Here is a 23,105-nt window from a genome sequence, read left to right as displayed (position 1 = left end):
ATGGCGAAGTACCAGGTCCGGCCCGCACCGGCGCTGCTCGACCTGGCGCAGCAAGCAGGCGTCCCCGGCGGCAACGGCTACACCGAGTCCGACACCTACGACCCGATCGCCATCGCTACCTACTGGGCGGGCCTCGGCTACAAGGTCATGCCGCTGAAGTCCATGGAGGACATCCGCAAGACGGAGAAGTCCTTCGACCAGGCCGGGAAGCTCCCCGCGTTCAGGGGCAAGCAGTACGAGCAGGGCACCACCGACCCGGACCTGATCCGAAAGTGGTGGACCGATGACCCGTTCCGTGGCGTCGGGCTCCCCACCCAGGCCAATCATCTGCTGGTCGTGGACATCGACAACGACGACAGCGTCAACGGCGAACTCAACTTCATGGAGATGGCAGCCGAGATCGGGCTGGACGTGTCCGAGGTGCCGATGTCGAAGTCCCCGTCCTACTACGGCGGCTACCACCTCTACTGGCGGCTGCCCCGGGCCTTTCCGAAGATGGGCCTGCCGTTCATCTCCAAACTGGCCAAAGGCGTGGACGTGCCCTGGTTCGTGGTCGCCCCCGGGTCGTGGAAATACACCACGGTCGGGCTGGATCGCCAGGAGAAGCCCGTTAAGGACATCGGAGTGCAGTCCTGGTACGCCGGGGACCCCGCCCAAATCCCGATGGCCCCCAAGGTGCTACTGGAAAAGCTGAAGCGGCGCGGCGCCATCAAAGGTGTACCGGCAGTCGAATTCACCGTCATGGACCGGGTCGGCCGGCACAACGGCTCCGACGGCAAGGTGGACATCAACTACTACCAGGCCAACGGCATTCCGCTCAAAGTCACCGACGGCCAGAACGGCGTCCTCTACCGGATCGCCTGCAAGCTCGCCGGACACACGGTGGAGATGCCCGAGCCGCACGCCGTGGATCTGTGCTGGGACATCATCCGCAACTCCCCGCACAACCCGGCCAAGGGCAAGTGGACCTACGAGCAGGTCGAAGAACTGGTCCACGGTGCCTACGTCTGGGTCGCCGAGGACAACAAGAAGACCGACCGCGTCCGCGCGGAATTCATTGCCAACGTTTCTGCACTGAAGGGCCTAGTCAAGTGAGCATCAACGAAGAGACCGTCACCGTCAACACCATCGACCTATCCCCGGCCGCTGCCGAGGAGTTCCAGCGGTTTGCCGAACTGCTGGGTGACAAGTCCAGCATCATCTGGCAGCCCGAGTTCCAGAGCCGCTTCCGCAACCTGCTGGCCGACGAGGCTGTGGAGGACTTCCTGTACCAATGGGAAGAGCCCACCTCCCTGCACTCCAACGAGGGTCTCGCCACATTCCCTGTCGAGGGGCTGCCGCCGGTGCTGCGCGACATGGTGACCGGTGTGGCCGAAGCGCTCCAGGTCTCGCCGGATCTGGTCGCAGTCATCGCGCTGGCTGCCCTCTCCTCCGCGATGGTGGGGCGCGTCAAGGTGGACGTGGGCGGAACCTGGCACGAGACGGTCACCCTGTACGCCCTGGGGATCGCCGAGTCCGGCAACCGAAAGTCCGCCGCCATGACTCAACTGACCCGCCCGCTGCACGAGATCCAGAGCAAGCTGCGGGAGGCCATGGACGCCGACCGACAGAAGGCGGCTATCAAGAAGTCGGTGGCCGAGCAGCGGGTCAAGGCGGCGAAGAAGAAGGCCGAGAAGGACGGCAGCTTCGACGCTCTCAACGAGCTGGAGGACGCCATGGCCGACTTCGACGCCATCGAGGTCCCGGCACTGCCTTCCCTCATCGTCAACGACGCCACCCCGGAAGCCATGGCGCTTGCGCTGGAGGCCAACGGTGAACGCCTATCGGTGTTCGATGCCGAGGGCGGTGGCCTGAGCACGATGGCCGGTGCCCGCTACAGCAGCAACGGTGGCTCCAACATCGACCTGCTGCTCAAGGGACACGTCGGAGACCCGATCAGCACCAAGCGGGTAGGACGTGAGGACGTGGTGCTGGACTCACCGATCATCTCCATGGGGATCATGAGCCAGGCGCAGACGCTGCGGGAACTAATCAATGTTCCCAACGCCAAGGGTCGCGGCCTGGTGGACCGGTTCCTTATTGCCGCTCCGCCGGACAAGCTGGGCTACCGGTCGATGACTCCGGCCTCGCTGCGCCCGGAGGTGGTGGACGCCTACACCGATCTGCTGTCCAGCTACGTGATGGGGCTGTGGACCGTCGAGGACCGCTACACGCTGCGGATGAGCGCCGATGCAGCCGATGCTCTGCACGCCTACGAGGAGCGCTGTGAGGTCCGTCTGCGGCCTGGTGGAGACCTGCGGGCCATGGGCGGGTTCGGCTCCAAGCTGGTCGGCTCGGCGGTCCGGCTGGCTGCCCTGCACCACTTGGCGCATATGGGCGTGCAGCGGGCGTTCATCTATGAGATCGGGGCGGCCAGCGTGAAGTGGGGCATCCAGGCCGCTGAGTGGTCGCTGGAGCACTACCGCTACGCCGTGGCCATGGCCGGTGAGGTAGCCGACGTGAATGACGCGGACAAGGTGCTCAACTGGCTCCGTAACCGCACGAGCAAGACCGAGGTGGTCAGCCTTCGGGACGTGCACCGGATGTGCAACTTCACCACCAAGGAGCAGACCGAGGCAGCCATCGCCATGCTGGTCGAGCACGGTTGGATGCGGGAGGCCAAGGTCCGTCGCACCGGATCGGGTCGTCCGGGTAGCCCCAAGTGGGAGGTGCACCCCTGCCTCCTGGATGAGTAGTAGGGCAGAGGCAACAGCAGGGTCGGGCTCTTCGGGGTCCGGCCCTGTTGTCGTTTCCGGGGTCGGTGCGGGGGAGGCCGGCGTCGGGGGTTTTGTCAGTTTTGTCAGTAGGTTTGGGTAGTCATGGAGAATCATCCCCTTAAGGCATTTTACAAGATCAACTACTACTACTAAATCTGTATTTTCCCTGCTCAGAGGGATGTGGATCTTAGATCGGGTCTGTTTGGGGGCTGTTTCTGGTTACCCCCCAAACCTACTGACAAAACTGACAAAATCGACAACGGGTGAGGAACTGGTAGCAGAGAGTGTCGAAGCGGATGGACGCCGGATTGTCGGGTTGACGGACACATGGCAAAGGTCGGAATGGTGTGAGGGCCCGTTTATAGGTGTGAATTGGTGTATGATAATGGTGTGAGTCCAGCAGCTCACTAACACACCAGCGGGACACGGTGAGCAGCCGGTCCCAGAATGCGAGGACACCATGAGTAGGCAGATCCAGAGCGTCACTACGACACCGGCAGACTATGGCTGGTTCGCCGCCTACTGGGATCACAGCGCCGAGGTAGGGGACCAGAACTGGTACGCGAGCGTCGTGCTGTGGCGTACCAGTGTCCTCTATGACGCCGAAGACGACCAGCAGGTCATCGAGATGGTGCCGGTGGTGACGAATGGTCAGGTTCTCTACTCGGCCGAGGAGGAGAAGAGCTTCCGTGGCATCTCCTTCTGCCACGACTGCTCCCAGCGGGACGGGTACTGCCTTCGCCATGAGGGGCGCGTGGCATGACTCTCCGGGACACCGACACCCTGGCCCAGTTCCTCCACGACCGGCTGATGGGGGAGCTACGCACCATCGCCCTCAACCCCATCGCACGAGGCGGCGTCTATCCCGGTATCGAGGCCGTCGATCAGCGTCGCGCACACCTGGCTGATATCGACGCCCGGTTCCGGCTGCTGGAGGCCACCTTCACCGAGGACTTCTCCAACGAGGCCGAGTGGGTCGTGCTCACTCACCTAGCGGCCAAGTACGACACGCACCCCGAGTTCCGCGAGGAGTGGCAGATATGAGGCCCGGTGTGCGGCACCTAGACGACCTGGCTGTGGTGTCCGTGGAGTCCCTGGCCTTTGCCTGGTGGAGCTTGGAGCAGCCCATCAACGCTGACCGCTCTGCGTGGCGGAGGCTCCCGTACGAGGACAAGCGGCCCTATGTGACCCGGGCTCGCTTCGTCCTCAACCACTCACAAGACATGCCGGAGGCTTGATATGAGCAACGCTATGGGCAACAAGCGCCCCTGGTTCCTGCGTGGGTGGATAGGCCGGCAGGTCGGCAGGTACCTGACCCGGCACGGGCTCGATGTCACTCAGACCCTCTACATGGCGGACACCAACATTCCGCTCGCTCGTGTCCGTATCAAGCCCGGCGAAGAGGTCAGGGCATCCGACATTGTTGATGTGCGGACCTTTGTTGGTCAGGCCCAGGCTTCCATGAGGAGGCGGTGATGGAGGACGAGGTGGTCACCCATCAGCAGGTGCTCGACGGCCTCTCCCGTGACGTGCAGGAGGCGCTGACCCTGGCTCTCCCGCCGGAGAAGCGTGGCTGGTGGACCGAGGCCGAGACCGAAGAGCACCCGAACTGGTAGTGGATCGAGGTCACCAGCTTCGGTTCACGGGAGTCCCGATTCATCCCGGGGAGGCGACCGTGACCGACGAGCAGCGCATCGAGGACGTGGTGCGCGAGATCCGCCTCATCAGCCAGTGGCTACTCGATCCCGACACCACCAGCGTCCACCGTGGCCAGCTGGCCAACCGGCTGTCCGTCCAGGCGACCCGGCTAGAGGCCGTCGTATACAGCCGGAGCGTGCCCAGTGACTCGTCTAGTTGAGACCATCCGGTTCCTGCTGTTCGGCAGGGTCCGGCGGATCGACAAGTGCGGCTTTCTGTGTCCGTGCATTTCCTATGAGGAGGACACATGAACACCATCACCGCGATGATCTGCGCCAGTCATCCAGCGGCCAGCACCGTGATCTGCTGCTCCGAATGCCACGCCGTCTTCTGTGAGGTCTGCTATGAGCCCATCGAACACCAGGTGACCGTTCTCCTGGATGACGCCAGCTAGCTCCACCAGGCACGCGCCCATCTTCCTCAGTGTCGAGGAGGGTGGGCGTTTGTCGTCTGTGCCTAGGTTCGGATAATGAACCCTAACTAATGTGTTGCTCCCGGCTTACGTTGGTCACAATGTAAACCCATCCGCCCTGTTCGGCTGCGGTAGACAGAGGCCGGCCAAGCGACATAAGTTATTACCGGGCTCGACGTAAACCGATTATGAGTGAGGGCGCCCGGCCGACCCCATCGGGAGGTGGCTGAGCGCCCTCGTGCTGCCCGGCTCAGGACTATCAACGTATTGCCGGGTAGCGGTCTTCACTCTACCTCGCTGCGTTATCCCTTAATGGGTCGGGTGCCCGTGTAGCTATAGAGCCCTATCCCTTAGCGCACACTGCCGTAATGGGCCCCGAATAGCGTAGGATAGTGCTATCATCCAAGTTTCATAGGAGTGCCGCCATGTTCGACACACTCGACGGCGGACTGGTTTCCATCACCTGTGACCGGCGGGGCTGCATTCACGTCCTCATCGAGCTGGCATCCGAACTGCGTGACCGTATGGCGCACCTCGGCTGGGTGCTGCGACCGGCCGAGGAGTTCAACCCGACTACTGCGCTATGCCCTGCCTGCGTCCTGCACTACGAACGCATGTCCACCGGCGATATCACCGCGTAGGTAGTCGTAACACAACGGGGAGGGGTGTTCGTCACGTGGTATTCACAGATCAAGCGGGCATCCTTTGTGGTGTATCCACTAATCCTCTGAGGGGAACCCTGCTGTGACAGAACGCCTGCTTCGAGTTCGCACCGGCCGACAGCCACACGAAGTCGCCATCTTGGTTGCCAGTGTCGCGCTCGGCATTGTTGGGACGGTTCTTCCTCAACGGATCTCACCAGCCATTGCCGCCGAGTTCGATATGTTCTGGGGTCGCGCTTTCTGGATCGCCCTGGTCCTGTTCGCTGGCGTGACCCTCTACGGGATCTACCGCCGCCGTATCGAGGGCCTACTCATCGAGCGTGCTGGCCTCACCGTGATGGCCGCCCTCTACGGCACCTACATCTACGCCTCGCTCGCGGTGAACGGGTTGGATGGCGTGACCTCTATTGCGCTTCCGCTGTCTTTCGTGGTCGCCAATCTGGCCCGCTGCTGGCAGATCCGCACTGACCTGGTCTTGATGTCCTCCTATCTCAAGGAACATCCGGGGGTGGACCTCCGGTGATCGAGGTTCTCCTGACCGCTGCCGAATCTATCTCCCCCACGCCACCACCTGACTCCCCGCCCACCCTCGGCGAACTACTCGACTGGGGGTTGCGACTGCTGCTCGCTCTCGGCGGGATCGGCGGTATCGGTGCACTGTTCATGGTCCGGCAGCAGAAGCGCAAGATGGCAGCAGATGCCGGACGCACAGAGGCTGAGGCCGACTCCATCATGGCCGACGTTGGCAGCAAGGCGACTGACCGCGCCGACAGGGTGCTGTCCATGCAGGAGAGGGTCATGCGGGGGATGCAAGAGAGGCTCGATGAGGCCGAGGCACGAATGGACCAACTCACCAGCTACGTGGAGATTCTGGTTCAGGCATTACGCACTGCCAATGTTGCGGTCCCCCCTATGCCACGCAAGATGGCCGAGGATGCCCGCTCAGGTAATCACACCCCAACCAATCCCGAGATGGTGGTAGTGAGGCCCTGATGTCCACCCACACCCCAGTCCAGGACACTGACCTATCCCCCGCCACCTGCGTCCTGCACCGCACATCCGTACCTGCCGAGGTAGGTCTGGTCTGCGATAGCCACTACCAGGCCCTGTCCTCCCTGCTGCGGGACATCGAGGACCAGGTGGCCACACTGTCCCCGGTTCCCTCGTTACAGCAGAGCAGCGGCACCCGTGGCGCCACCCTGTGCTCCCAGCGTGCCCCTGCCCTCCTCGATGCCCTGGTGCATACCGATCCCCGGGTAGGCACAGGATGGGCTGAGGATGCCGATGACGCCCTGGTCGCCGGTCGGACCCTCTCGGTGTTCACCGTGCTGCACAAGTACGCCTCTCGGGTCCGTACCTACCGTGGTCTGGTCGGCCGCACCCGCACCATCTCCTGGCGTGAATGGCCCTATCCCGGCCCCGTGTGCACCGAGCAGTGCGGGCATGAGTCCTGCCATTCCCTCGCCCCGTGGCACCACCTGTCCGTCCCCGATACCGACACCATCAGCAGTGAGCGGGATCTGCTGACCCGGCACCTGACCTGGGTGGCGGCACAGCACTGGGTCTCCGACCTACACCGTGACCTGTCCCGTCTCATGCGACAGCTCGAGAACGTCAACCGCACCGAGGAGCCAAAGGCCAGCCCCGTCGGTCTGTGCCCTACCTTGCTGGATACCGGGGAGTGCGGCGGCAAGCTGTGGCCTGACCCCGAGCACGGGTCGGTGTACTGCGGTAGGTGTGACCGGACCTTCGACTACCAGGAGCTGCGCCACTTGGGTGACATGCTGGTCCGTCAGGGATACGTCGAGGTGTACCGGGCCGAGTGGTTCACAGGTGTGCCGGCCTCGACCATTCGCAGGTGGGTAGCAGAGAAGCGCATCACGAGCGAGAAGGCAGGACGAAAGCTCACGGTTCAGATCGGTGAAGTCGAGCAGATCCGTGATCGAAAGCGCAGACGTAACGGTCTGAGTAAGAGACTGAGCAATGCGAGCTGATGTGTTGACACATTGGCAAGTGAGCACTAACGTAGTAGAGGATGGGAATGCTGTGGTCACGTGTCTTGTGCCACGAGTCTTCCACTTCTTCTTCGTTGGCTACATGGTCAAGGTCATCGGCTCATGACCGAACGCATCAATGGACGAGCACGAGCACAGCGCAACGCTCGCATCCTTCGTGCTAATCCAGTCTGTTGGCTTTGCGGTAACGACATCGATCTGACGCTCAAATTTCCTGATCCTTTCAGCGGAGTTGTCGATCACAAGCTGGCGCTACACAGCGGTGGGACCGAGGACCCGGGCAATCTGGCCCCGGCCCACAACAAGTGCAACCGGGACAAGAGCGACAAGCCGTTCGGCAGTGTGACTCGGCGCAGCGGTTCGTTGCGTCGGCCGTGATCTTCACGAGCGTCGGGGTGGGGGAGGTCCCCCTCTCATCAAGATCTGGAGACCTCCGGGCATTGGTCCGATCTCTCCCCGCAAGATTCCACAGACTTCAACCATTTTTCCCACGTCCAGGAGGTGCCCCAGATGACTCGCAAACCGCCGCTACGAGCCGTCGCTGCGGGCGAGCAGCCTCCTGCCCCCGTGATCCCCAAGAGCGTCACAGAGGCCGCCAAGGACGGCACTGAGCGCGAACTGTGGGCTGCCATGCGGGATCGTGTCGCGGAGTCCGTAGAGAGCAAGGCGACCGCCCCCCGCGACCTGGCGGCCCTGACCAAGCGGCTGGGCGAGATCGTCCGCGAGATCAAGCAGATCGACGCCCGTCTGGCGAAGGAAGGCAGGACCGGCGGCCGGGCCGCTGACGAGTCCTTCGATGCCTCGGCTGTCTGAGGCCGCCCGACACGTCGTTCTTCCGTCGGGCATCACCTCCACCGGCTGGCCAGCGGTCGAACAGCAACTCCGCGAGTTCGGAGTCGAGTTCGATGAATGGCAGCAGGGTCTGAGCCGGGCGGTCCTCGGCAAGCGTGCCGACGGGCTATACGCGGCCACGGTCGGCGGTGTGGTGCTGTCCATTCCGCGCCAGGTAGCCAAAACGTTCCTAGTCTCCCGGCTCATCTTCGCCCTGTGTGTGCTCTTTCCCGGCCTCAAGGTGCTGTGGACGGCCCACCACAACCGGACGATCACCAACACCTTCCGGGGCTTGCAGGGATTCGCCCAGCACCCAAAGGTGGCACCGTTCCTGGCGCACAACGGCATCCGCACCGCTAACGGTGAGCAGGAGATCCGGTTCCTCAATGGATCGATCATCATGTTCGGCGCGCGGGAGCAGGGTTTCGGCCGTGGCTTCGATGAAGTCGATATCGAGGTCTTCGATGAGGCGCAGATCCTGACGGAGAAGGCACTGGAAGACATGGTGGCCGCCACCAACCAGACCCGGCACCCCCATGGCGCGCTGCTGTTCTACATGGGCACGCCACCCCGGCCGGCCGATCCCGGCGAGGCGTTCTCGCTCAAGCGGACCAAGGCGCTGGAAGGCAAGACCGAGGACACCTTGTTCGTGGAGTGTTCCGCCGACCCGGACGCCGACCCCGACGACCACAAGCAGTGGGCCAAGGCCAATCCGTCCTTTCCGCACCGCACGCCGCTGTCCTCGATGCTCCGGCTGCGGGAGAACCTCCCCAGCGACGAGGCGTGGCTTCGTGAGGCGCTGGGGATTTGGGAGACGGCGATGGGCAAGGGGGTCATCCCCGGCCCGTCCTGGAAGTCCGCCGAGGACGAGCACTCGATTGCTGTCGACAGGTTCGCTCTGGGTGTCGAGTGTGGGCCCGATCTGGCCTATGCCTCAGTGGCGATGGCCGGTGTCCGCCCCGATGGCCGCTGGCACTTCGAGATGGTCGAGGACCAGCACACCAAGGGGGCCGGCGTCTCCTGGCTGGTGCCGTACATCGAGAAGTATGTGGAGCTGAATCCGCAGATCCGCGCGATCATGGTCGATGTGGGTGGGCCGATCAAGGCTCTCCTGGAGAAGCGCAACAACGGCCACTGGTACTTCAAGGACACCCAGGTTCTGGTTACGCCGATTCGTGTAACTGAGCTCGGTTCCGCATGTACGACCGTTCTTAGCGGTATCATTACTCAAGACCTGTTCCACATCGGTCAGCCGCAGTTTTCTGCCGCTGCTCTTTCTGCTGGTAAGCGCCCACTGGGGGACACCGGCATGTGGGTGTGGAGCCGAAAGCTCTCCCATTCAGATATCACCCCGGTCCAAGCCGCCACATTGGCGCTGTCGGGTGCACAGACAACCAAGGTCCAGAGACCGTCTCGGGGCGGCACGGCTAGCGAGAGGGTGCTGACGGTACTTTCATGAATACTGAAAAGCTGACCCTGCCCGGCCTATCCGATGACGAGAATGCCACGCTGAACCGGCTCCTGGATGAGCTGAACGCCCGACAGCCGAGAAACATACTGCGCGCCTCCTACTACGACGGAAAGCGGGCCATCAAGCAGGTCGGCACTGTCATTCCGCCGCAGTACTACAACCTGGGCCTGGTGCTCGGGTGGTCGGCGAAGGCTGTGGATGGCCTGGCTCGCCGGTGCAACCACGACCGCATGGTGTGGGCCGATGGCGACCTCGGTTCGCTGGGTATGGATGAGCTGGCGGAGGCCAACAACCTCAAGACCGAGCTGAATGGTGCCATTCTGGCGTCGCTCCAGCACGGCCCGGCGTTCCTCATCAACACCGAGGGCGATGCGTCGATTGGTGAGCCGTCCTCGCTGATCCACGTCAAGGATGCGTTGAACGCCACTGGCGATTGGAACCCGCGCACCCGCCGCCTGGACAATCTGCTGTCGATCATCGCCCGGGACGACAAGGGCAACGTCACGGCGTTCGCGCTGTACCTGCCGAACATGACGATCTCGGCCGAGAAGGACTCCTCCGGCTGGCAGATCGATCGAGCCGAGCACTCCTGGGGCGTTCCGGCTGAGGTGTTCCCCTACAAGCCGCTGCCCCGCCGGCCTTTTGGTGCCTCGCGTATCTCTCGGCCTATCATGAGCTTGCACGACCAGGGCCTGCGGACGGTTATCCGCATGGAAGGCCACATGGATGTGTATTCTTTCCCGCAGCTCTGGCTGATGGGTGCGGATGGTGCGCTGTTCAAGAACGCGGACGGGTCACAGAAGGCCGCCTGGCAGATGATGCTGGGCCGCATTTTCGGTGTGCCGGACAACGAGGACCCGAATGCGACGCACCAGCGGGCCGATATCAAGCAGATCGACGCCGCCTCTCCTGAGCCTCATCTTGCGCACCTGAACGCGCTGGCCAAGCAGTTCGCCCGTGAGGCGTCGCTGCCGGACACGTCGGTGGCCATCACAGATATGGCGAACCCGACCAGTGCGGAAGCCTACGACGCGAGCCAGCATGAGCTGATCGCTGAGGCCGAGGGCGCGACCGATGACTGGACGCCCGCACTGCGACGGTCGGTAGTCCGCGGACTGGCCATCCAGAATGGTCTCACCGAGGTCCCTCGGGATTGGCGCACCATCACCCCCAAGTGGCGTAACCCGCGCTTCATCTCCAGTGCGGCTCAAGCCGACGCCGGGCAGAAGCTGATCGCCTCGGTCCCGTGGCTGGCCGAGACTGAGGTCGGGCTCGAGAAATTGGGCCTCACCGAACAGGAAATCAAGCGAGCCATGGCTGACCGTCGCCGGAACGCTGGCCGACAGGCTCTCCGGGACATCACCGCGCGGGCCCAGGCCACCCAGACCCCGGATCAGGCTCCGGTGCAGGTGAGCGATGACGACGCCGACGTCAGCGCCTGAGCAGACCATTCCGCCTGCGGTTCTCGCGGGCAGTGTGGTGGCTGGTGAGTCGCTGCAACTGCACCGGGTGGACCTGGAGACGCTGCTCCGGCTGGCCCTGAACGAGCTGGGTGGTATCTGGCGCAGTCTGACCGGCCGGGACCCGAACCGCTTCCGTGACGGGCTGGCCCTGGCGCTTCCGGCACTGTCCGAGGAGTACGGACCGGCTGCGGCCACGCTCGGTGCTGACTGGTACGACGATATGCGGGATCTGTCGGGCGTTCCGGGCACCTTCCGCGCCATTCCGGCCGAGATGCCCGACCAGGGTCGCTATGACGCACTCATCGGGTGGGGCACGGACCCGCTATTCCGGGGAAATCCCGAGGTCAACGAGGCCGGCGAGGTCATCCGCATCCCGAAGCTGGGCGACCCGGACTTCATCCCTGACTTCGCCTCAGCCCAGGGCCGAGTCGAGGGTGGCTTCCAGCGCCTGGTGGCCGACATGGACCGGGACAGCGTTATCGGATCACTCAAGGCTGATCCACAAGCGCGCGGCTGGGCACGGCAGACAACCGGTGAGTCGTGTGATTTCTGTAAGATGATCGCAGGCAGGGGTGCGGTCTTTAGTGCCGAAACCGCGACCTTCAGTAGTCACGACCGGTGTGATTGTGTGTGCGTGCCGGTTCTGGGCGGCGACCCTCGGCCGGTAGAGAAGTACACACCTAGTCAGCGGTTCCGTAGCAAGAGCCAGCGGGCAGCTAACAATGCCCGCATCCGCGAGTACCTACGCGCACCGTAGACCGCCGGAAAGTGTGGCAAAATGGTAGAATGGACGAGAAACGCTGCTCTACCTGCGAGGTGAGTAAGCCTCTCGACGAGTTCCATCGACAGTCCGCTGCAAAGGACGGGCGTCAGCGTCGGTGTCGTGGGTGTGTCCGGACTGCTGGCAAGGCGTATAAGGCTGCAAATGCTGACCGCATCGCCGAGTACAACCGCCAGTGGCGTATGGAGAACCCCGAAGCCGCGAAGGCAGCCACCGAGTCATGGCGTGAGCGAAACCGCGAGCGCTACCTAGAATCAAAGCTGGCATGGCAGCGACGGAACCGCGACCGCCGCGTAGAACAAGCTCGTATGTATCGGGAGGCTAACCCCGAGAAGTACCGAGCGGCACTTGCTCAGTGGAAGGCCGAGAACCCCGAGCGGGTCCGTGACCACCACCGCAAGCGGCGAGCTTCCCGGTACGGCGGGGTCGGGCAGGTAGACGGCGAGACCGCTTGGACAGACTGCGGCGGGCTGTGTGGTCTTTGTGGAGACGCGATCGACCGCAGCTTGCCCTGGCCAGACCCAGAGAGTGCTTCTCTGGACCACATTCTTCCGCTCTCCAAGGGCGGAGCGCACGACCAGTCCAACGTCCAATGGACGCATCTGGTCTGCAACCTACGTAAGGGAGTCACTCTCCCTTAGCGGCCGTCCAGGTGGCGACCGATAGAACTAACCCCAGGAGGGTCAAATGAGCGAGCCAATTACCGATACCGCTACTACTGAGCAGCCCCAGGAGGGCGCCGGTCAGGAGCCGAAGGTATTCGATGCGGAGTACGTCGAGAAGCTCCGAAAGGAGTCGGCGAAGTACCGCACTGAGGCCAAGGCAAACGCCGAAGCCGCTACTCAGGTTGGTGAGCTCACTCAGAAGCTGGAGAAGGCCGAGTCGGCTGCCGCTGAGGTCCCGAGCAAGGTGGCAGAAGCACTGCGCACCCACCTGGTCGAGCTTCACGGTATCGAGTCCGACGACGCCGATCTGTTCCTCACCGCGAACGACCCGGAACTGCTGCTCAAGCAGGTCACCCGACTGGTCGGCCGTGGCAGCACCAAGAAGTCTGGCAACAACGTGCCCCGTGAGGGCTCGACCACTCCTGCGCCGAAGCCCGACGAGAACAAGCAGTTCGTCGGTGCACTCTTCGGCCGGAACCCTAACTCTTAAGGAGAACTGCTGTGCCTGCAATCCTGACCACCGGGGCCATCACGGTCCCCGTCCAGTACATCGAGCCGTGGCTCGGCAAGGTGCAGAATGGCTCGACCATCGCTGCCCTGTCCGGTGCCCTTCCCATGCTGTTCGGCAACGGTTCGTCCATGACCTTCGACATCGGCGAGGCCGAGTACGTCGGTGAGGGCGCCAACAAGGGTCCGTCGAACATCACGCCCACCGTCAAGACGGTCAAGCCGTTCAAGTTCCACAAGACCGTTCGCTGGACCGATGAGGTCAAGTGGGCCGACGAGGACCACCAGCTCCAGGTCGTCGAGCAGATCCTCGGTCTCATCCAGCCGTCCCTCTCGCGGGCGCTGGACTACGGGGTCTTCCACGCCATCAACCCGGCCAACGGCGCCGCAGTGGCGGCCATGACTGACCGGCTGACGGCTACCACCAGCTCGGTCGAGGTTGCTGCGGCTGCTCCGTACACCTACCTGGACGCCGCTGACACCCTGGTGCTGGCGAATGGCTACGTCCCCAGCGATGTGGCCCTGGACCCGTCCTTTGCGGCTCGGTTCTCCACCGCCCGTGGCACCAACAGTGAGCAGAAGCTGTACCCGAACTTCAAGCTCGGTACTGAGGTGTCGGAGCTGGATGGCCACCGTGCGTCGGTCTCCAAGACGGTTGGCGCTGCTGGCGTTGCCGCTTCTGCGACCAACCTCAAGGCCGTCGTCGGTGACTTCTCCGGTATCCGCTGGGGCATTCAGCGCCAGGTCGGTCTTGAGATGATCGAGTACGGCGACCCGGACGGCCAGGGTGACCTCAAGCGCAACAACCAGGTCGCCTTCCGCGCCGAGGTTGTCTACGGCTGGGGCATCGCCGACCTGGGTGCGTTCGCCAAGGTCGTTGACGCTGTCGCCTGATTCTGAGTTGGGCGGTGTCGGGGATTGAGTTCTCCGGCACCGCCCTCCCCAGGTCCGTCCGCTTCACGATCTAAAGGAGAAACCCATGGCTGACCAGAAGCTAGTTCGCCTCCGTAGCGTCCGCACCGGCGTCGTTGTTCAGGTGCCCGAGGACGTTGTTGAGAGCCTTTCGACGGCTGAGTACGAGGCCGCCGACAAGGCACCCGCCAAGCGGGCCAGCAAGTCCGACAGCGAGTAAGGAGCCAGCCGTGGCCGCCGTTCAGCTAGTCCCCGAAGACCTCACCCCGTTTGCCCAGATCGAGCGGGCCAAGGCTGTGGCGATGATCGAGGACGCTCTGGCTGTGGCGGCCACGGTTGCGCCCTGCATCACCGAGGCTGACTTCACCAAGGAGTCGGCAGCTCGGGCCATTCTGCGCGGGGCGATCCTCCGCTGGAATGAGTCCGGCAATGGTGGGCTGACGACCATTCAGCAGACCACCGACGACTTCAACCAGAGCAAGACTTACGACAACCGGCAGACCCGTCGGGGCATGTTCTGGCCGTCTGAGATCCAGCAGCTCCAGAACCTGTGCCAGACCGAGAAGTCCGGCGCCTACTCCATCGACACCCTGCCGACATCCACGGCCATCCACGCCGACATCTGTGCGCTGCGGCTGGGTGCCAACTACTGCTCGTGCGGTGCCTACCTGACCGGTGGCTTTCCTCTGTGGGAGACCACGTGAGCTTCGACAAGTTCGCCCAGGACGCGGTGGAGACGGCTGAGACGGCCCGTGCTGTCGCTGAGGCGATGATGAAGTCCCGGTGCACCATTCGCGCGGGTGGCTCTGGTAAGACGACCGACCCCGTGACTGGCGCAGTGGCTCCGGCGCTCGGTGCGGTCATCTACTCAGGGAAATGTAAGATCAAGCCTGCCGGTTCCTGGGGTCGCACCGCTGAGGCCGGTGGCGAGCAGGTTTCGCCGTCGATGTTCCAGGTGTCGATCCCTTTCCGGGTCACCAACGTCGAGCGCAACCAGTGGGTCACCATCGACTCCTCCCCGGACGGCTGGTTCGTGGGTCGCCGGTTCCAAGTCCGGTTCAGTCCGCAGGCTGGCGACTACATCTCCTCGCGCCGTCTGCTGTGTGAGGAAGCCTGATGGCTGAGAGTCCAGACGGCTTCGCCCGGGATCTGGAACGTGCCGGTGCTCAGGTGAAGAGCGTTGTCCGGCCGGTGGTCGTCAAGGGCGCGGTGAACGTCAAGAACGAGGGCCGCCGGAATTCCACTGCCTCGTCCCGCTGGCATGGCCGGTATGCGCCGCAGGCCATCGATTTCGATGTGGATGAGACCGGTGACGTGATCGAGGCCGACATCGGCTACAACCACGACGCACCGGGGAACCTCGGTAAGCAGGCACGACTGGGCGGCATTCTGGAATACGGGTCCCCGACCAGCCCGCCGCACCGTGACCTGGGCCGGGCCTTGGAGTCCGAAGAGCCGCGCTTTGAGCAAGCCATCGCTGACGCCGTAGGGAGGCTCCTGTGACCGCACCGGCCATTCCCGACGCACAGCCGCTCATCAACGCCGTCGAGGCCGCTGTGACCTCCCATGGCTTTCTGATCGGTGACGGCGAGAAGCCAGAAGACGTGACGGATCGCCCTTACATCGTGGCGTGGTGGGATGCCGGCCGCATTACCGACCGAACTCTCCGGTCACGTGATGGGTTCAGGGTTTCGGCTATCTTCCATTCTGTGGGACAATCTCCAGAGGCAGTTCGCATTGCTGTCAAGGCTCTTCGTACCGCCATTCTCGGACTCAACGGGGCGCAGGTAGGTGGCTGGAAAGTGCAGACTCCATCCCACCATCCAGCGATCCCACTGGCGCGTGACGACGACAAGAATCCGCCCATCTGGACGCAGGCCGACGAATGGCACTTCCGCCTTTCCCCTGCGTGACCACCACAAGCCTGGGCCACTCCCGGCCTTGGATCGTCCAACTCCGAACCGAAAGGGGCCATTCATGGCCGACAACGACGTGACCATCCAGAGCCCCACGGGCGAGGAGAAGGTGGTCCCCAAGGCCGCTCTTCCGTTCTTCGTGAACCAGAACTGGGTTGCGCTCACCGCCGACGGTCGCAAGAACACCCGGGCCACCGACAAGGCCGCTGGCCACACCGACAAGTCCTGACCATCCGGTCCTGACCACACTCATTCTGAGACACAAGGAGTAACAGAAATGGCCGATCTCGGCTTCGACGGCAACATCAAGGTCAGCTTCGTGCCGACCGTCGCAAACATCGCTGGCCCCACCGTGACCGAACTGAACGCCGGTGTCGAGCTGGAGGGTCGTCTGACCGCCGAGGGGCTGGCCATCAGCTCCGAGACGGCCGACGTCGACACCTCCAAGCTCAACAGCACCGCCAACAGCGGCACCATCGGCCGCGACACCTACTCGGTCGGCGTCACCTACGTCCGTGGTGACTCGGCCGACACCGAAGCGCAGGCCGTGCAGACCGCTCTCGTCCGTGGCGCTGCGGGCTTCCTGGCCGTCCGCCGGGACAAGGTCAGCACCGCTGCGTGGGCCGCTGCGGACAAGGTCGAGCTGTACCCGGTGATCTGCCGTCGTCCCAACCCGGCTCCCCCGGCACCGGACGCGCTTCAGACCGTCGAGGTCGGCATGGCCGTCACCGATGGCAACAAGGTCCGCGCCATTGACAACCCGGCGACTGTCGCCGCTGGCGCCTGACCTTTCCTGAACGGCGGGGGCGGTTTCCTGGGATGGGCCGCCCCCGCCCCAAAACCCACATTCCAGACTCATCCCGGAAGGTAATACAATGGAGACGGTCATTCAGTCTTACGACTGCGACCTCTACTGCGCCGACCCTGAATTGCACGAACGGCTGTTGCGGTTTGTGGAGGGCCTGGGTCTCGACCCCAACAGGCTTCTTCCCGAGGCCGAAGTGGTGAGTGTCGGACCCGGCGGGCCATATGAGTTCCGCGCCAGTCGAATCCTCCAGGACGAGGACGGCAGGGACCGGTTCACCGAGGATTTCGAGCCGATCACCGAGCCCGCCGTCGTGCAATTCACCGGCGAATACCCTAAGCCCGAGTCAACCTGACCCGGCACGTAACACCCACCCCAGAACATCCCAGAAAGCAGGTATCAAGTCATGGGCGTTTCCATCAAGAGCCTAAAGGGGAAGGTCAAGCGGCCGATCCGTGTCGCCAAGGTCTGCCTCGACGGTTCCCTATGGGCCAAGCACGACGAACTCGCCGAGCAGCTTGAGTCGGCTCGTGGGCAGAGTTCCCCGACGATGGGTGCCGACCCGAAGGTCACTGAACTGACCAAGCAGCTTGCCAAGGTCGAGGAGGACATGCGCAAGGCGGAGGTGGCCATCGAGTTTCGGGGCATCTCTTCCTACGAGCTAGCCGCACTCCAGGCCCGGTTCCCGTCCGAGGACAAGCGACTGGCGTGGGACATCAACGCCGGTGCTGCTGCTCTCATCGCCGCCAGCGCAGTGGAGCCCACCACCGAGGAGGAGGCGAGGGAGCTTCTTGAAGAGCTGCACTTCGCCGCCACCGACAAGCTGATCGGTACTGCGTGGAACGCGACCACTGGTAGCACGGAGGTCCCTACCAGCGCGCCCGCCTCCGCTCTGATCCGCAGCTAAGGGTCGAGGTAGAGCAGGCGCGCGCCTACGGTGTGCCGCACAGCATTTTCACAGGTCGTCCAAAACCCGGCCCAGGTGAACCAGAGTTCCTCCAAGAAGACACCGATCTAGCTGTCGCCCTCGCCTTGGAGGAACGCGACACCTGCCCGTCCTGCGGGATGCTCAAAGACTGGTGCCGGGACCCCGACAAAGCACGTGCTCGCTGGAACGTATCCGAAGACTTCTGCTGGGCCACTTATCGACTGGCTCAACGGAAGCCCAAGGGTGACGACCCCCAGGAGCGGGCCACGTTGGTCGTCCCGGCCATCAAGCCAGGCTACGAACCCGATGTCTTCGCCGGTCTGGATCTCAGTCCTGACGACTACGACGACGCTTCCTGACGCTGTTGGTGATCGCAGCAACCAGTGCAATCACCAGCAGCGTCAGCAGCGTCAAGAAGTACATGGCCTGGGTCTGCTGCGACACAGCCAACACGTCAATCACTTCTAGCTCGGTCATGCACCGCAGCATACAGACGAAACGGAGGACCGGTGGCTGATCGTCGTGTGGTCTCAGTCCAGTTGCGTGCCGACATCGGCAACTACCAGTCCTCGATGGCCAAGGCGGCAGCGTCAACCCGTGCTCTCGGTGACTCCGCCACACAAAGCAGTCGTGAGGTAGGTAGGGCATCGGACGACGCGGCCCGCAAGGTCTCCGAGGTTCGTCGGCAGCTTGTCGAGCTGGGTCGCACCAAGGTCAGCGCCGGGGTTGCCGTCGATACGGTTGCCGCGCGGATGGAGTTGAATCAGCTTCAGGCGGAGTTAGCGGAGATCGACCGGTCCGATGCGTCGGCTCAGGTGGATGCGGAGACCGCCGCTGCTGAAGCGCAGATCCGCTCCCTACAGTCCCAGCTCAACCGGATCGATGGGCAGACGGTCACCGCCCGGGTCAACGTGGACGATGGCGGTTCGGCTATTCGGGCCACCGCACACCTGAACGGCCTGTGGTCGGCGGCCCTGGCGGTGTCCCCGGCGCTCGGTGCCATCGGCGGTGTGGCGGCAGCGGGAATCGGCGTCATCGCCCCTCTGGCGGCTACTGCGGCCGGTGGTCTTGGTGTTCTCATGCTGGGTTTCTCCGGCCTGGGTGATGCTGTGGAGTTGCTGGAAAAGCAGGGTGAGGCGTCCGGTGCGGCACTGGAGAAGGTCAATGCCAAGCTGGCGGAGGTCAACCCCGCCACTCTGACCTTTGCCCGGTACGTCCAGGACACCCTGGCTCCGGCGCTCAAGGATGTGCAGGGGACGGCTGCGGCCGGTCTGCTGCCTGGTGTTCAGGCTGCGCTCGAGAACATGTTGCCGCACCTGGGTTCGGTGAATGACTTCGTGGGTCGCCTATCCGGGCGGTTCGGGGAGCTGGCGGTGGAGGGCTCTCGGGCTCTCACCTCGCCGATGTGGATGGATTTCTGGCGCATGATCGATGAGAACGCCGATCCGATCATGACCGACTTCTTCCACACCCTGCTGAACATCGGTACCGGGTTCGCTGGGATGTCGACGGCGTTCATGCCGATGGCGCGCGATGTGTCGGCCGGGATCGTTGACCTGACCGGCAAGTTCGCCACCTGGGGTGCTGAGCTAGGGGAGTCCGAGGGTTTCCGACGGTTCCAGCAGTACGTCTCCGAGAACTGGCCCAAGGTCCGCGACATCATCGCCAATGTGGCCGAAACGATCGGCACCATGATCGAGGCCGGCGCTCCGATTGGTGCCGCTTACCTTGACGCGTTCGTGGCGCTCTCCAACGTGCTGGCGTCGCTCCCGGTGGGCGTGGTGCAGGCGCTGCTGGTGGCGTTCATCGGCTTCCGTGGTGTGTCTGCGGTCGCTGGGATCATCAACAGTGTCGCGGCCTCATTTGACATGGTGCAGATCGCCGCTGGTCGGGTCACGGGTGCCCTTGGTGCCGCTGAGAGCGGTATGGGTCGGTTCGGTACGGCGGCCAGTGGTGTCGTGAACATGATGGGCGGCCCGTGGGGTGTCGCTCTGGGTGCCGCTGGGATCGTCATCGGCGGTATCGCCACGGATATGGCCAATGCGTCGGCGACAACCGACCGGTGGGCGCAGGCACTACTTGCTGGTGGATCTGCCGCCGAGCGGGTGCGCCTTGAGGCAGAGCGGCAGCGGGAGCAGCAGCCGTTCGAGTGGATGGCCGACCTAGACGAGTTCATGGGCTTCGCTCCGTCGATGGACGAGGCCACGCGGGCGGCTCGCGCTCTGTGGAATGAGATGACCCCGCTCCAGCAGGCGCAGTCCAAGGTCGCCGAGTGGTCGGGCATCCTCAACCAGCGGCTGAACGACGAGAATGCCACCACCGAGCAGGTGCGGATCGCCAAGGAGCGGTACGCCTACTGGACCGGTGAAGAGTCCCGGATGCAGGGCGAGCTTCAGGCCGCCACCGTTGTCAGCAACAGCGTGCTCGGCGCACAGGCGTTGACCTACCAGGATCTGTCTGGTGCGGCTGCCACCCAGCTCGGCATTTATCGCACTGTCCTTCAGGAGCGGGCGCAGGCTGAGACCGATTCCGCCGCCCACACCGGTGCCAAGACCGGGGAAGCCTCCGGCGCCTGGCAGAGCCACGTGTCCTCGGTGGGTGTGTCCCTGGACGAGTACGCACGGCGGCTTGAGGAAGACACCCAGAACAAGGAGAACTGGCGCGCGAACATTGTTGCGGTGACCGCGCGCGGTGGGTCCGAGGTCGGCCAGATCCTTCTCGCCATGGGGGAGGAGGGCGCTCAGATCGCCGCCGATATGGCGAATGCCACTGACTCCGAATTCCACCGCATGCAGCGGGCGATGATCGACAACGCGCGTGTCGGTGGGCAGGGTGCCGCCGGTGAGATGGACCTCTACATGAGGATCATGGCCGAGAAGGCACGCCAGGGCGGCGCCAACACGGTCTCCGGTATGGCGCAGGCCCTTGGGGTCGGTGTCGGTGAGGTCGCCCGGATCGCGTCCCAGTACGGCGTTTCTCTGGCGGGCGGCATCAACCCGGTCCTCAAGGGTCTCGGCAAGACACCGATCACCATCCAGACCGCACCGCAGCAGATCTTCAACGGTCAGGTGCCGGTTCGTCGTGCCGAGGGTGGCCCCATTCCTGGGTTCTCTCCGCACCCCAAGGCGGACAACGTTCCCGTCATGGCGACGGCCGGCGAGTTCATGCAGCCGGTTTCCACGGTCCAGTACTACGGCACGGGCCTCATGGAAGCGCTGCGTAAGCGGAAGATTCCGCGTGAGGCGCTGCACCTGGCCGAGGGCGGTCTGGTGGCGTTCGGTCGGCGGTTGCAGTCCATGGGCGCGAAGGTCACCGAGCACCCGCTGTTCGGTGGGGTGGGGCAGCACGGCAAGAACTCGCTGCACTACTCCGGCAACGCCATCGACGTGAACACCCGGCCCGGGACCTCAGCGCTGGAGCAGCGGGAGCTGGGACCGATGGCGTCACTCGCTCGGTCGCTGGGTTTCCGCACGATCTTCATGTCGGCCGGTCACTTCAACCACCTGCACGTGGACACCGGACGTGGCGGCAGCATCGGTGCGGCCGGTGGCGGTGTTCCGGCGGTGGAGCTACCCAAGCCGCCAGGTCTCGCGCCGTTCGCGTTCCCCATCGCCGATCCGGCCGCCGCGATCATGCAGCACGCCTACGACCAGGCCAACCAGTGGATGCTCGCAAACACCATGGCCGAGTCTGCTGCTGGTGGTCCTCCCGGCGCTGGTGTGGAGCGGTGGCGCGGCACGGTCATGCAGGCACTGGCGCGCGTCGGTCAGTCCGGCAGTCTGGCAAACACCACGCTGCGACGGATGAATCAGGAGTCCGGCGGTAACCCGCGGGCCATCAACAACTGGGACGTGAACGCCAAGCGCGGCCCCCCGTCCAAGGGGCTAATGCAGGTCATTGACCCCACTTTCGCCACGCACCGCGACCGGGGCCTGGTGAACAACATCTGGGACCCGATGGCCAACATTGTCGCGTCGATGCGTTACGCACTGAGCCGTTACGGATCGCTTTCTTCTGCGTACAATAGAAAGGGCGGCTACGACCAGGGCGGCGTCGCTGAGGGCCTCGGCTTCATGGCGAAGAACACCATTTCTCCGGAGCGCGTTCTCTCCCCGCGACAGACGGCTGCATTCGAGCAGATGGTCACCCGCGAATTCGGCGCCAACTCGTTCGGCGGCGGGATCGACTACAACAAGCTGGCCGCTGCGATTGCTGCGACTGGGCGGGGTGCGCTGGTCGGTGAATACCACTCGCACTTCCATGGCGACAACAACGAGCACAAGGCGGTGGAGGAGTTGGCCCACACGCTGCAAGTGACCGACCTGGGTGGCCGCTATTCGGGAGCCGGGCTGTGAGCGTCACCCTGGCCGACTGGCAGATGGAGGTCGGTGGCGTCTGGGTCGGTGAGGGCACTGTGGTCGATCTGACCAGCCTGGACACCGGCTCCCATGAAACCCGCTCTCAGGATGTTCCGGCTGTACTGGACGACGCTCGTTACTTCGGCCGGGACCGGCTGACGCCCGGCACCTGGTCACTGGTTATGTCCATCAACGAATCCAGTGAGCAGGCCGCCCGCGAGGTGCTGCAAACCCTGCACACCGCATGGGGTGGTCGGAAGGTACGAGAGACTACTGGTGCGGTACAGACGCTGCGCTATCGGCTGACCGGCGGGACCACTCGTCGCATCTACGGCCGACCGCGTCGCTTTACTCCAGTACTCACTAACCTGTTCCTCGGTCACGTTCCCGTCGCCTACGATTTCGCCCTTGCGGATACTGCCATCTACGAGGACGGGGAGTATTCGATCTCCCTTGGGGTGGGGGCTGCGAACCTATCCGGGCAGGGTATGTCGTTCCCGATATCGTTCCCGCTGTTGTGGGGGGAGCCTGGTGCGGCGCAGCAGCGGACGGCACATGTGGGTGGGCTTGAGCCGACCTGGCTGACCACCCGCATCCAGGGGCCGATCACTGACCCCTACGTCCACGTGGGACCAAAGATGCTCGCCCTGCGTGGTGAGATACCGGCCGGTGAAGCGGTGACCCTGCGCGGAGCATCATGGGAACAGGGTGCTTTCTGGAATGACGGCACCCCTGCCGGCGACATGCTGGACCCGCGCACCCGTTTGGCGAATCTTCGGGTGGAGCCGGGTTCCCACGCAGTCACCTTCGGTGGAATCGACGCCACCGGCACGGCCACGGCCACTGTGTCCTGGCGCAACGCCTACTCCATGATCTAAACAATCCGCCGGCCGATCCGGCATTCCTTTGAGTAACGCACTAGAGA

General features: G+C 63.9%; 32 protein-coding genes. 31 read left to right on the top strand and 1 reads right to left on the bottom strand.

Annotated elements, in window-relative coordinates; translation table 11 throughout:
- From BLR12_RS07575 to BLR12_RS07455, 29 genes are all read left to right on the top strand, one after another.
- The gene (locus tag BLR12_RS07575) at nucleotides 1-1,095 is read left to right on the top strand and encodes a bifunctional DNA primase/polymerase (protein WP_176832406.1); all 1,095 of its coding nucleotides are present in this window, start codon (nucleotides 1-3) and stop codon (nucleotides 1,093-1,095) included.
- Complete coding sequence (locus BLR12_RS07570) at nucleotides 1,092-2,735, top strand: YfjI family protein (RefSeq protein ID WP_091375687.1); 1,644 nt, start codon at nucleotides 1,092-1,094, stop codon at nucleotides 2,733-2,735. The genes BLR12_RS07575 and BLR12_RS07570 overlap by 4 nt, the downstream gene beginning before the upstream one ends.
- A 481-nt stretch (nucleotides 2,736-3,216) precedes the next feature.
- Nucleotides 3,217-3,519: a hypothetical protein gene (locus BLR12_RS07565; protein WP_091375685.1), complete on the top strand. Its 303-nt coding sequence runs from the start codon at nucleotides 3,217-3,219 to the stop codon at nucleotides 3,517-3,519.
- Nucleotides 3,516-3,800: a DUF6221 family protein gene (locus tag BLR12_RS07560; RefSeq protein ID WP_091375682.1), complete on the top strand. Its 285-nt coding sequence runs from the start codon at nucleotides 3,516-3,518 to the stop codon at nucleotides 3,798-3,800. The genes BLR12_RS07565 and BLR12_RS07560 overlap by 4 nt, the downstream gene beginning before the upstream one ends.
- A 207-nt stretch (nucleotides 3,801-4,007) precedes the next feature.
- Nucleotides 4,008-4,232: a hypothetical protein gene (locus BLR12_RS07550; RefSeq protein ID WP_218120578.1), complete on the top strand. Its 225-nt coding sequence runs from the start codon at nucleotides 4,008-4,010 to the stop codon at nucleotides 4,230-4,232.
- A complete protein-coding gene (locus BLR12_RS24410) occupies nucleotides 4,232-4,372 on the top strand; it encodes a hypothetical protein (RefSeq protein ID WP_176832405.1) in 141 nt (46 codons plus the stop codon). The genes BLR12_RS07550 and BLR12_RS24410 overlap by 1 nt, the downstream gene beginning before the upstream one ends.
- A 59-nt stretch (nucleotides 4,373-4,431) precedes the next feature.
- The gene (locus tag BLR12_RS07545; RefSeq protein ID WP_143018734.1) at nucleotides 4,432-4,614 is read left to right on the top strand and encodes a hypothetical protein; all 183 of its coding nucleotides are present in this window, start codon (nucleotides 4,432-4,434) and stop codon (nucleotides 4,612-4,614) included.
- Nucleotides 4,615-4,701: 87 nt separating this feature from the next.
- Nucleotides 4,702-4,848, top strand: a complete 147-nt coding sequence (locus BLR12_RS24405; RefSeq protein ID WP_176832404.1) for a hypothetical protein — start codon at nucleotides 4,702-4,704, stop codon at nucleotides 4,846-4,848.
- A 443-nt stretch (nucleotides 4,849-5,291) separates the two neighbouring features.
- Nucleotides 5,292-5,507, top strand: coding sequence for a hypothetical protein (locus BLR12_RS07540; protein WP_091375672.1), 216 nt, complete (start codon nucleotides 5,292-5,294; stop codon nucleotides 5,505-5,507).
- 103 nt (nucleotides 5,508-5,610) lie between these two features.
- The gene (locus tag BLR12_RS07535) at nucleotides 5,611-6,051 is read left to right on the top strand and encodes a hypothetical protein (protein ID WP_143018733.1); all 441 of its coding nucleotides are present in this window, start codon (nucleotides 5,611-5,613) and stop codon (nucleotides 6,049-6,051) included.
- On the top strand, nucleotides 6,048-6,521 hold the full coding sequence (locus BLR12_RS07530) for a hypothetical protein (RefSeq protein ID WP_091375667.1): 474 nt from the start codon (nucleotides 6,048-6,050) through the stop codon (nucleotides 6,519-6,521). The genes BLR12_RS07535 and BLR12_RS07530 overlap by 4 nt, the downstream gene beginning before the upstream one ends.
- Entirely contained in the window at nucleotides 6,521-7,522 is a 1,002-nt protein-coding gene (locus BLR12_RS07525; RefSeq protein WP_091375665.1) for a hypothetical protein, read from the top strand. Before BLR12_RS07530 ends, BLR12_RS07525 begins: the two co-directional genes overlap by 1 nt.
- Before the next feature lie 123 nt (nucleotides 7,523-7,645).
- The gene (locus tag BLR12_RS07520; protein WP_091375662.1) at nucleotides 7,646-7,921 is read left to right on the top strand and encodes an HNH endonuclease; all 276 of its coding nucleotides are present in this window, start codon (nucleotides 7,646-7,648) and stop codon (nucleotides 7,919-7,921) included.
- 189 nt (nucleotides 7,922-8,110) lie between these two features.
- Nucleotides 8,111-8,356, top strand: a complete 246-nt coding sequence (locus BLR12_RS07515) for a hypothetical protein (protein WP_218120577.1) — start codon at nucleotides 8,111-8,113, stop codon at nucleotides 8,354-8,356.
- Nucleotides 8,340-9,833 carry a terminase gene (locus BLR12_RS07510; RefSeq protein WP_176832403.1) on the top strand — a complete coding sequence of 498 codons (1,494 nt, stop codon included), beginning with the start codon at nucleotides 8,340-8,342 and terminating at the stop codon, nucleotides 9,831-9,833. The genes BLR12_RS07515 and BLR12_RS07510 overlap by 17 nt, the downstream gene beginning before the upstream one ends.
- The gene (locus BLR12_RS07505; RefSeq protein WP_091375660.1) at nucleotides 9,830-11,287 is read left to right on the top strand and encodes a phage portal protein; all 1,458 of its coding nucleotides are present in this window, start codon (nucleotides 9,830-9,832) and stop codon (nucleotides 11,285-11,287) included. Before BLR12_RS07510 ends, BLR12_RS07505 begins: the two co-directional genes overlap by 4 nt.
- A complete protein-coding gene (locus BLR12_RS07500) occupies nucleotides 11,262-12,065 on the top strand; it encodes a VG15 protein (protein WP_091375657.1) in 804 nt (267 codons plus the stop codon). The genes BLR12_RS07505 and BLR12_RS07500 overlap by 26 nt, the downstream gene beginning before the upstream one ends.
- A 29-nt stretch (nucleotides 12,066-12,094) precedes the next feature.
- Nucleotides 12,095-12,730, top strand: coding sequence for an HNH endonuclease (locus BLR12_RS25630; protein WP_091375655.1), 636 nt, complete (start codon nucleotides 12,095-12,097; stop codon nucleotides 12,728-12,730).
- 46 nt (nucleotides 12,731-12,776) lie between these two features.
- Nucleotides 12,777-13,244, top strand: a complete 468-nt coding sequence (locus tag BLR12_RS07490; RefSeq protein WP_091375652.1) for a hypothetical protein — start codon at nucleotides 12,777-12,779, stop codon at nucleotides 13,242-13,244.
- An 11-nt stretch (nucleotides 13,245-13,255) separates the two neighbouring features.
- Nucleotides 13,256-14,155, top strand: a complete 900-nt coding sequence (locus BLR12_RS07485) for a phage major capsid family protein (protein ID WP_091375649.1) — start codon at nucleotides 13,256-13,258, stop codon at nucleotides 14,153-14,155.
- Nucleotides 14,156-14,240: 85 nt separating this feature from the next.
- A complete protein-coding gene (locus tag BLR12_RS24400; RefSeq protein WP_176832402.1) occupies nucleotides 14,241-14,393 on the top strand; it encodes a hypothetical protein in 153 nt (50 codons plus the stop codon).
- Between the two features lie 10 nt (nucleotides 14,394-14,403).
- Nucleotides 14,404-14,877, top strand: coding sequence for a hypothetical protein (locus BLR12_RS07480; RefSeq protein ID WP_091375647.1), 474 nt, complete (start codon nucleotides 14,404-14,406; stop codon nucleotides 14,875-14,877).
- Nucleotides 14,874-15,290, top strand: coding sequence for a DUF6093 family protein (locus BLR12_RS07475; RefSeq protein WP_091375645.1), 417 nt, complete (start codon nucleotides 14,874-14,876; stop codon nucleotides 15,288-15,290). The genes BLR12_RS07480 and BLR12_RS07475 overlap by 4 nt, the downstream gene beginning before the upstream one ends.
- On the top strand, nucleotides 15,290-15,676 hold the full coding sequence (locus tag BLR12_RS07470; RefSeq protein WP_091375642.1) for a hypothetical protein: 387 nt from the start codon (nucleotides 15,290-15,292) through the stop codon (nucleotides 15,674-15,676). The genes BLR12_RS07475 and BLR12_RS07470 overlap by 1 nt, the downstream gene beginning before the upstream one ends.
- A complete protein-coding gene (locus BLR12_RS23990; RefSeq protein ID WP_143018732.1) occupies nucleotides 15,673-16,086 on the top strand; it encodes a hypothetical protein in 414 nt (137 codons plus the stop codon). Before BLR12_RS07470 ends, BLR12_RS23990 begins: the two co-directional genes overlap by 4 nt.
- Before the next feature lie 64 nt (nucleotides 16,087-16,150).
- Nucleotides 16,151-16,318: a hypothetical protein gene (locus BLR12_RS24395; RefSeq protein ID WP_176832401.1), complete on the top strand. Its 168-nt coding sequence runs from the start codon at nucleotides 16,151-16,153 to the stop codon at nucleotides 16,316-16,318.
- Between the two features lie 48 nt (nucleotides 16,319-16,366).
- A complete protein-coding gene (locus BLR12_RS07465) occupies nucleotides 16,367-16,876 on the top strand; it encodes a phage tail tube protein (protein WP_091375639.1) in 510 nt (169 codons plus the stop codon).
- 88 nt (nucleotides 16,877-16,964) lie between these two features.
- A complete protein-coding gene (locus tag BLR12_RS07460) occupies nucleotides 16,965-17,249 on the top strand; it encodes a hypothetical protein (protein ID WP_091375636.1) in 285 nt (94 codons plus the stop codon).
- A 51-nt stretch (nucleotides 17,250-17,300) separates the two neighbouring features.
- On the top strand, nucleotides 17,301-17,801 hold the full coding sequence (locus tag BLR12_RS07455; RefSeq protein WP_091375633.1) for a hypothetical protein: 501 nt from the start codon (nucleotides 17,301-17,303) through the stop codon (nucleotides 17,799-17,801).
- 348 nt (nucleotides 17,802-18,149) lie between these two features.
- On the opposite strand, the gene BLR12_RS24390 is transcribed toward BLR12_RS07455, so the two are convergent.
- A complete protein-coding gene (locus tag BLR12_RS24390; protein WP_176832400.1) occupies nucleotides 18,150-18,299 on the bottom strand; it encodes a hypothetical protein in 150 nt (49 codons plus the stop codon).
- A 32-nt stretch (nucleotides 18,300-18,331) separates the two neighbouring features.
- Between BLR12_RS24390 and BLR12_RS07450 the strand changes: the two genes are divergently transcribed.
- Nucleotides 18,332-22,177, top strand: coding sequence for a transglycosylase SLT domain-containing protein (locus tag BLR12_RS07450; RefSeq protein WP_218120576.1), 3,846 nt, complete (start codon nucleotides 18,332-18,334; stop codon nucleotides 22,175-22,177).
- A complete protein-coding gene (locus BLR12_RS07445) occupies nucleotides 22,174-23,058 on the top strand; it encodes a hypothetical protein (RefSeq protein ID WP_091375631.1) in 885 nt (294 codons plus the stop codon). Before BLR12_RS07450 ends, BLR12_RS07445 begins: the two co-directional genes overlap by 4 nt.
- Nucleotides 23,059-23,105: the final 47 nt, after the last annotated feature.

The organism is Geodermatophilus sp. DSM 45219 (assembly GCF_900104025.1).
GTDB lineage: Bacteria > Actinomycetota > Actinomycetes > Mycobacteriales > Geodermatophilaceae > Geodermatophilus.
This window is presented reverse-complemented; position numbering and strand designations above follow the sequence as displayed.

Bases quoted from the DNA above. Each gene is read 5' to 3' on its own strand.
- BLR12_RS07500 (WP_091375657.1), top strand. From the start codon at position 11,262: ATGACGACGCCGACGTCAGCGCCTGAGCAGACCATTCCGCCTGCGGTT.
- BLR12_RS07510 (WP_176832403.1), top strand. From the start codon at position 8,340: ATGCCTCGGCTGTCTGAGGCCGCCCGACACGTCGTTCTTCCGTCGGGC.
- BLR12_RS07460 (WP_091375636.1), top strand. From the start codon at position 16,965: ATGGAGACGGTCATTCAGTCTTACGACTGCGACCTCTACTGCGCCGAC.
- BLR12_RS07455 (WP_091375633.1), top strand. From the start codon at position 17,301: ATGGGCGTTTCCATCAAGAGCCTAAAGGGGAAGGTCAAGCGGCCGATC.
- BLR12_RS07565 (WP_091375685.1), top strand. From the start codon at position 3,217: ATGAGTAGGCAGATCCAGAGCGTCACTACGACACCGGCAGACTATGGC.
- BLR12_RS24410 (WP_176832405.1), top strand. From the start codon at position 4,232: ATGGAGGACGAGGTGGTCACCCATCAGCAGGTGCTCGACGGCCTCTCC.
- BLR12_RS07470 (WP_091375642.1), top strand. From the start codon at position 15,290: ATGGCTGAGAGTCCAGACGGCTTCGCCCGGGATCTGGAACGTGCCGGT.
- BLR12_RS25630 (WP_091375655.1), top strand. From the start codon at position 12,095: ATGGACGAGAAACGCTGCTCTACCTGCGAGGTGAGTAAGCCTCTCGAC.
- BLR12_RS07540 (WP_091375672.1), top strand. From the start codon at position 5,292: ATGTTCGACACACTCGACGGCGGACTGGTTTCCATCACCTGTGACCGG.
- BLR12_RS07575 (WP_176832406.1), top strand. From the start codon at position 1: ATGGCGAAGTACCAGGTCCGGCCCGCACCGGCGCTGCTCGACCTGGCG.
- BLR12_RS07525 (WP_091375665.1), top strand. From the start codon at position 6,521: ATGTCCACCCACACCCCAGTCCAGGACACTGACCTATCCCCCGCCACC.
- BLR12_RS07560 (WP_091375682.1), top strand. From the start codon at position 3,516: ATGACTCTCCGGGACACCGACACCCTGGCCCAGTTCCTCCACGACCGG.
- BLR12_RS24405 (WP_176832404.1), top strand. From the start codon at position 4,702: ATGAACACCATCACCGCGATGATCTGCGCCAGTCATCCAGCGGCCAGC.
- BLR12_RS24400 (WP_176832402.1), top strand. From the start codon at position 14,241: ATGGCTGACCAGAAGCTAGTTCGCCTCCGTAGCGTCCGCACCGGCGTC.
- BLR12_RS07505 (WP_091375660.1), top strand. From the start codon at position 9,830: ATGAATACTGAAAAGCTGACCCTGCCCGGCCTATCCGATGACGAGAAT.
- BLR12_RS07465 (WP_091375639.1), top strand. From the start codon at position 16,367: ATGGCCGATCTCGGCTTCGACGGCAACATCAAGGTCAGCTTCGTGCCG.
- BLR12_RS24390 (WP_176832400.1), bottom strand. From the start codon at position 18,299: ATGACCGAGCTAGAAGTGATTGACGTGTTGGCTGTGTCGCAGCAGACC.
- BLR12_RS07550 (WP_218120578.1), top strand. From the start codon at position 4,008: ATGGGCAACAAGCGCCCCTGGTTCCTGCGTGGGTGGATAGGCCGGCAG.
- BLR12_RS07490 (WP_091375652.1), top strand. From the start codon at position 12,777: ATGAGCGAGCCAATTACCGATACCGCTACTACTGAGCAGCCCCAGGAG.
- BLR12_RS07520 (WP_091375662.1), top strand. From the start codon at position 7,646: ATGACCGAACGCATCAATGGACGAGCACGAGCACAGCGCAACGCTCGC.
- BLR12_RS24395 (WP_176832401.1), top strand. From the start codon at position 16,151: ATGGCCGACAACGACGTGACCATCCAGAGCCCCACGGGCGAGGAGAAG.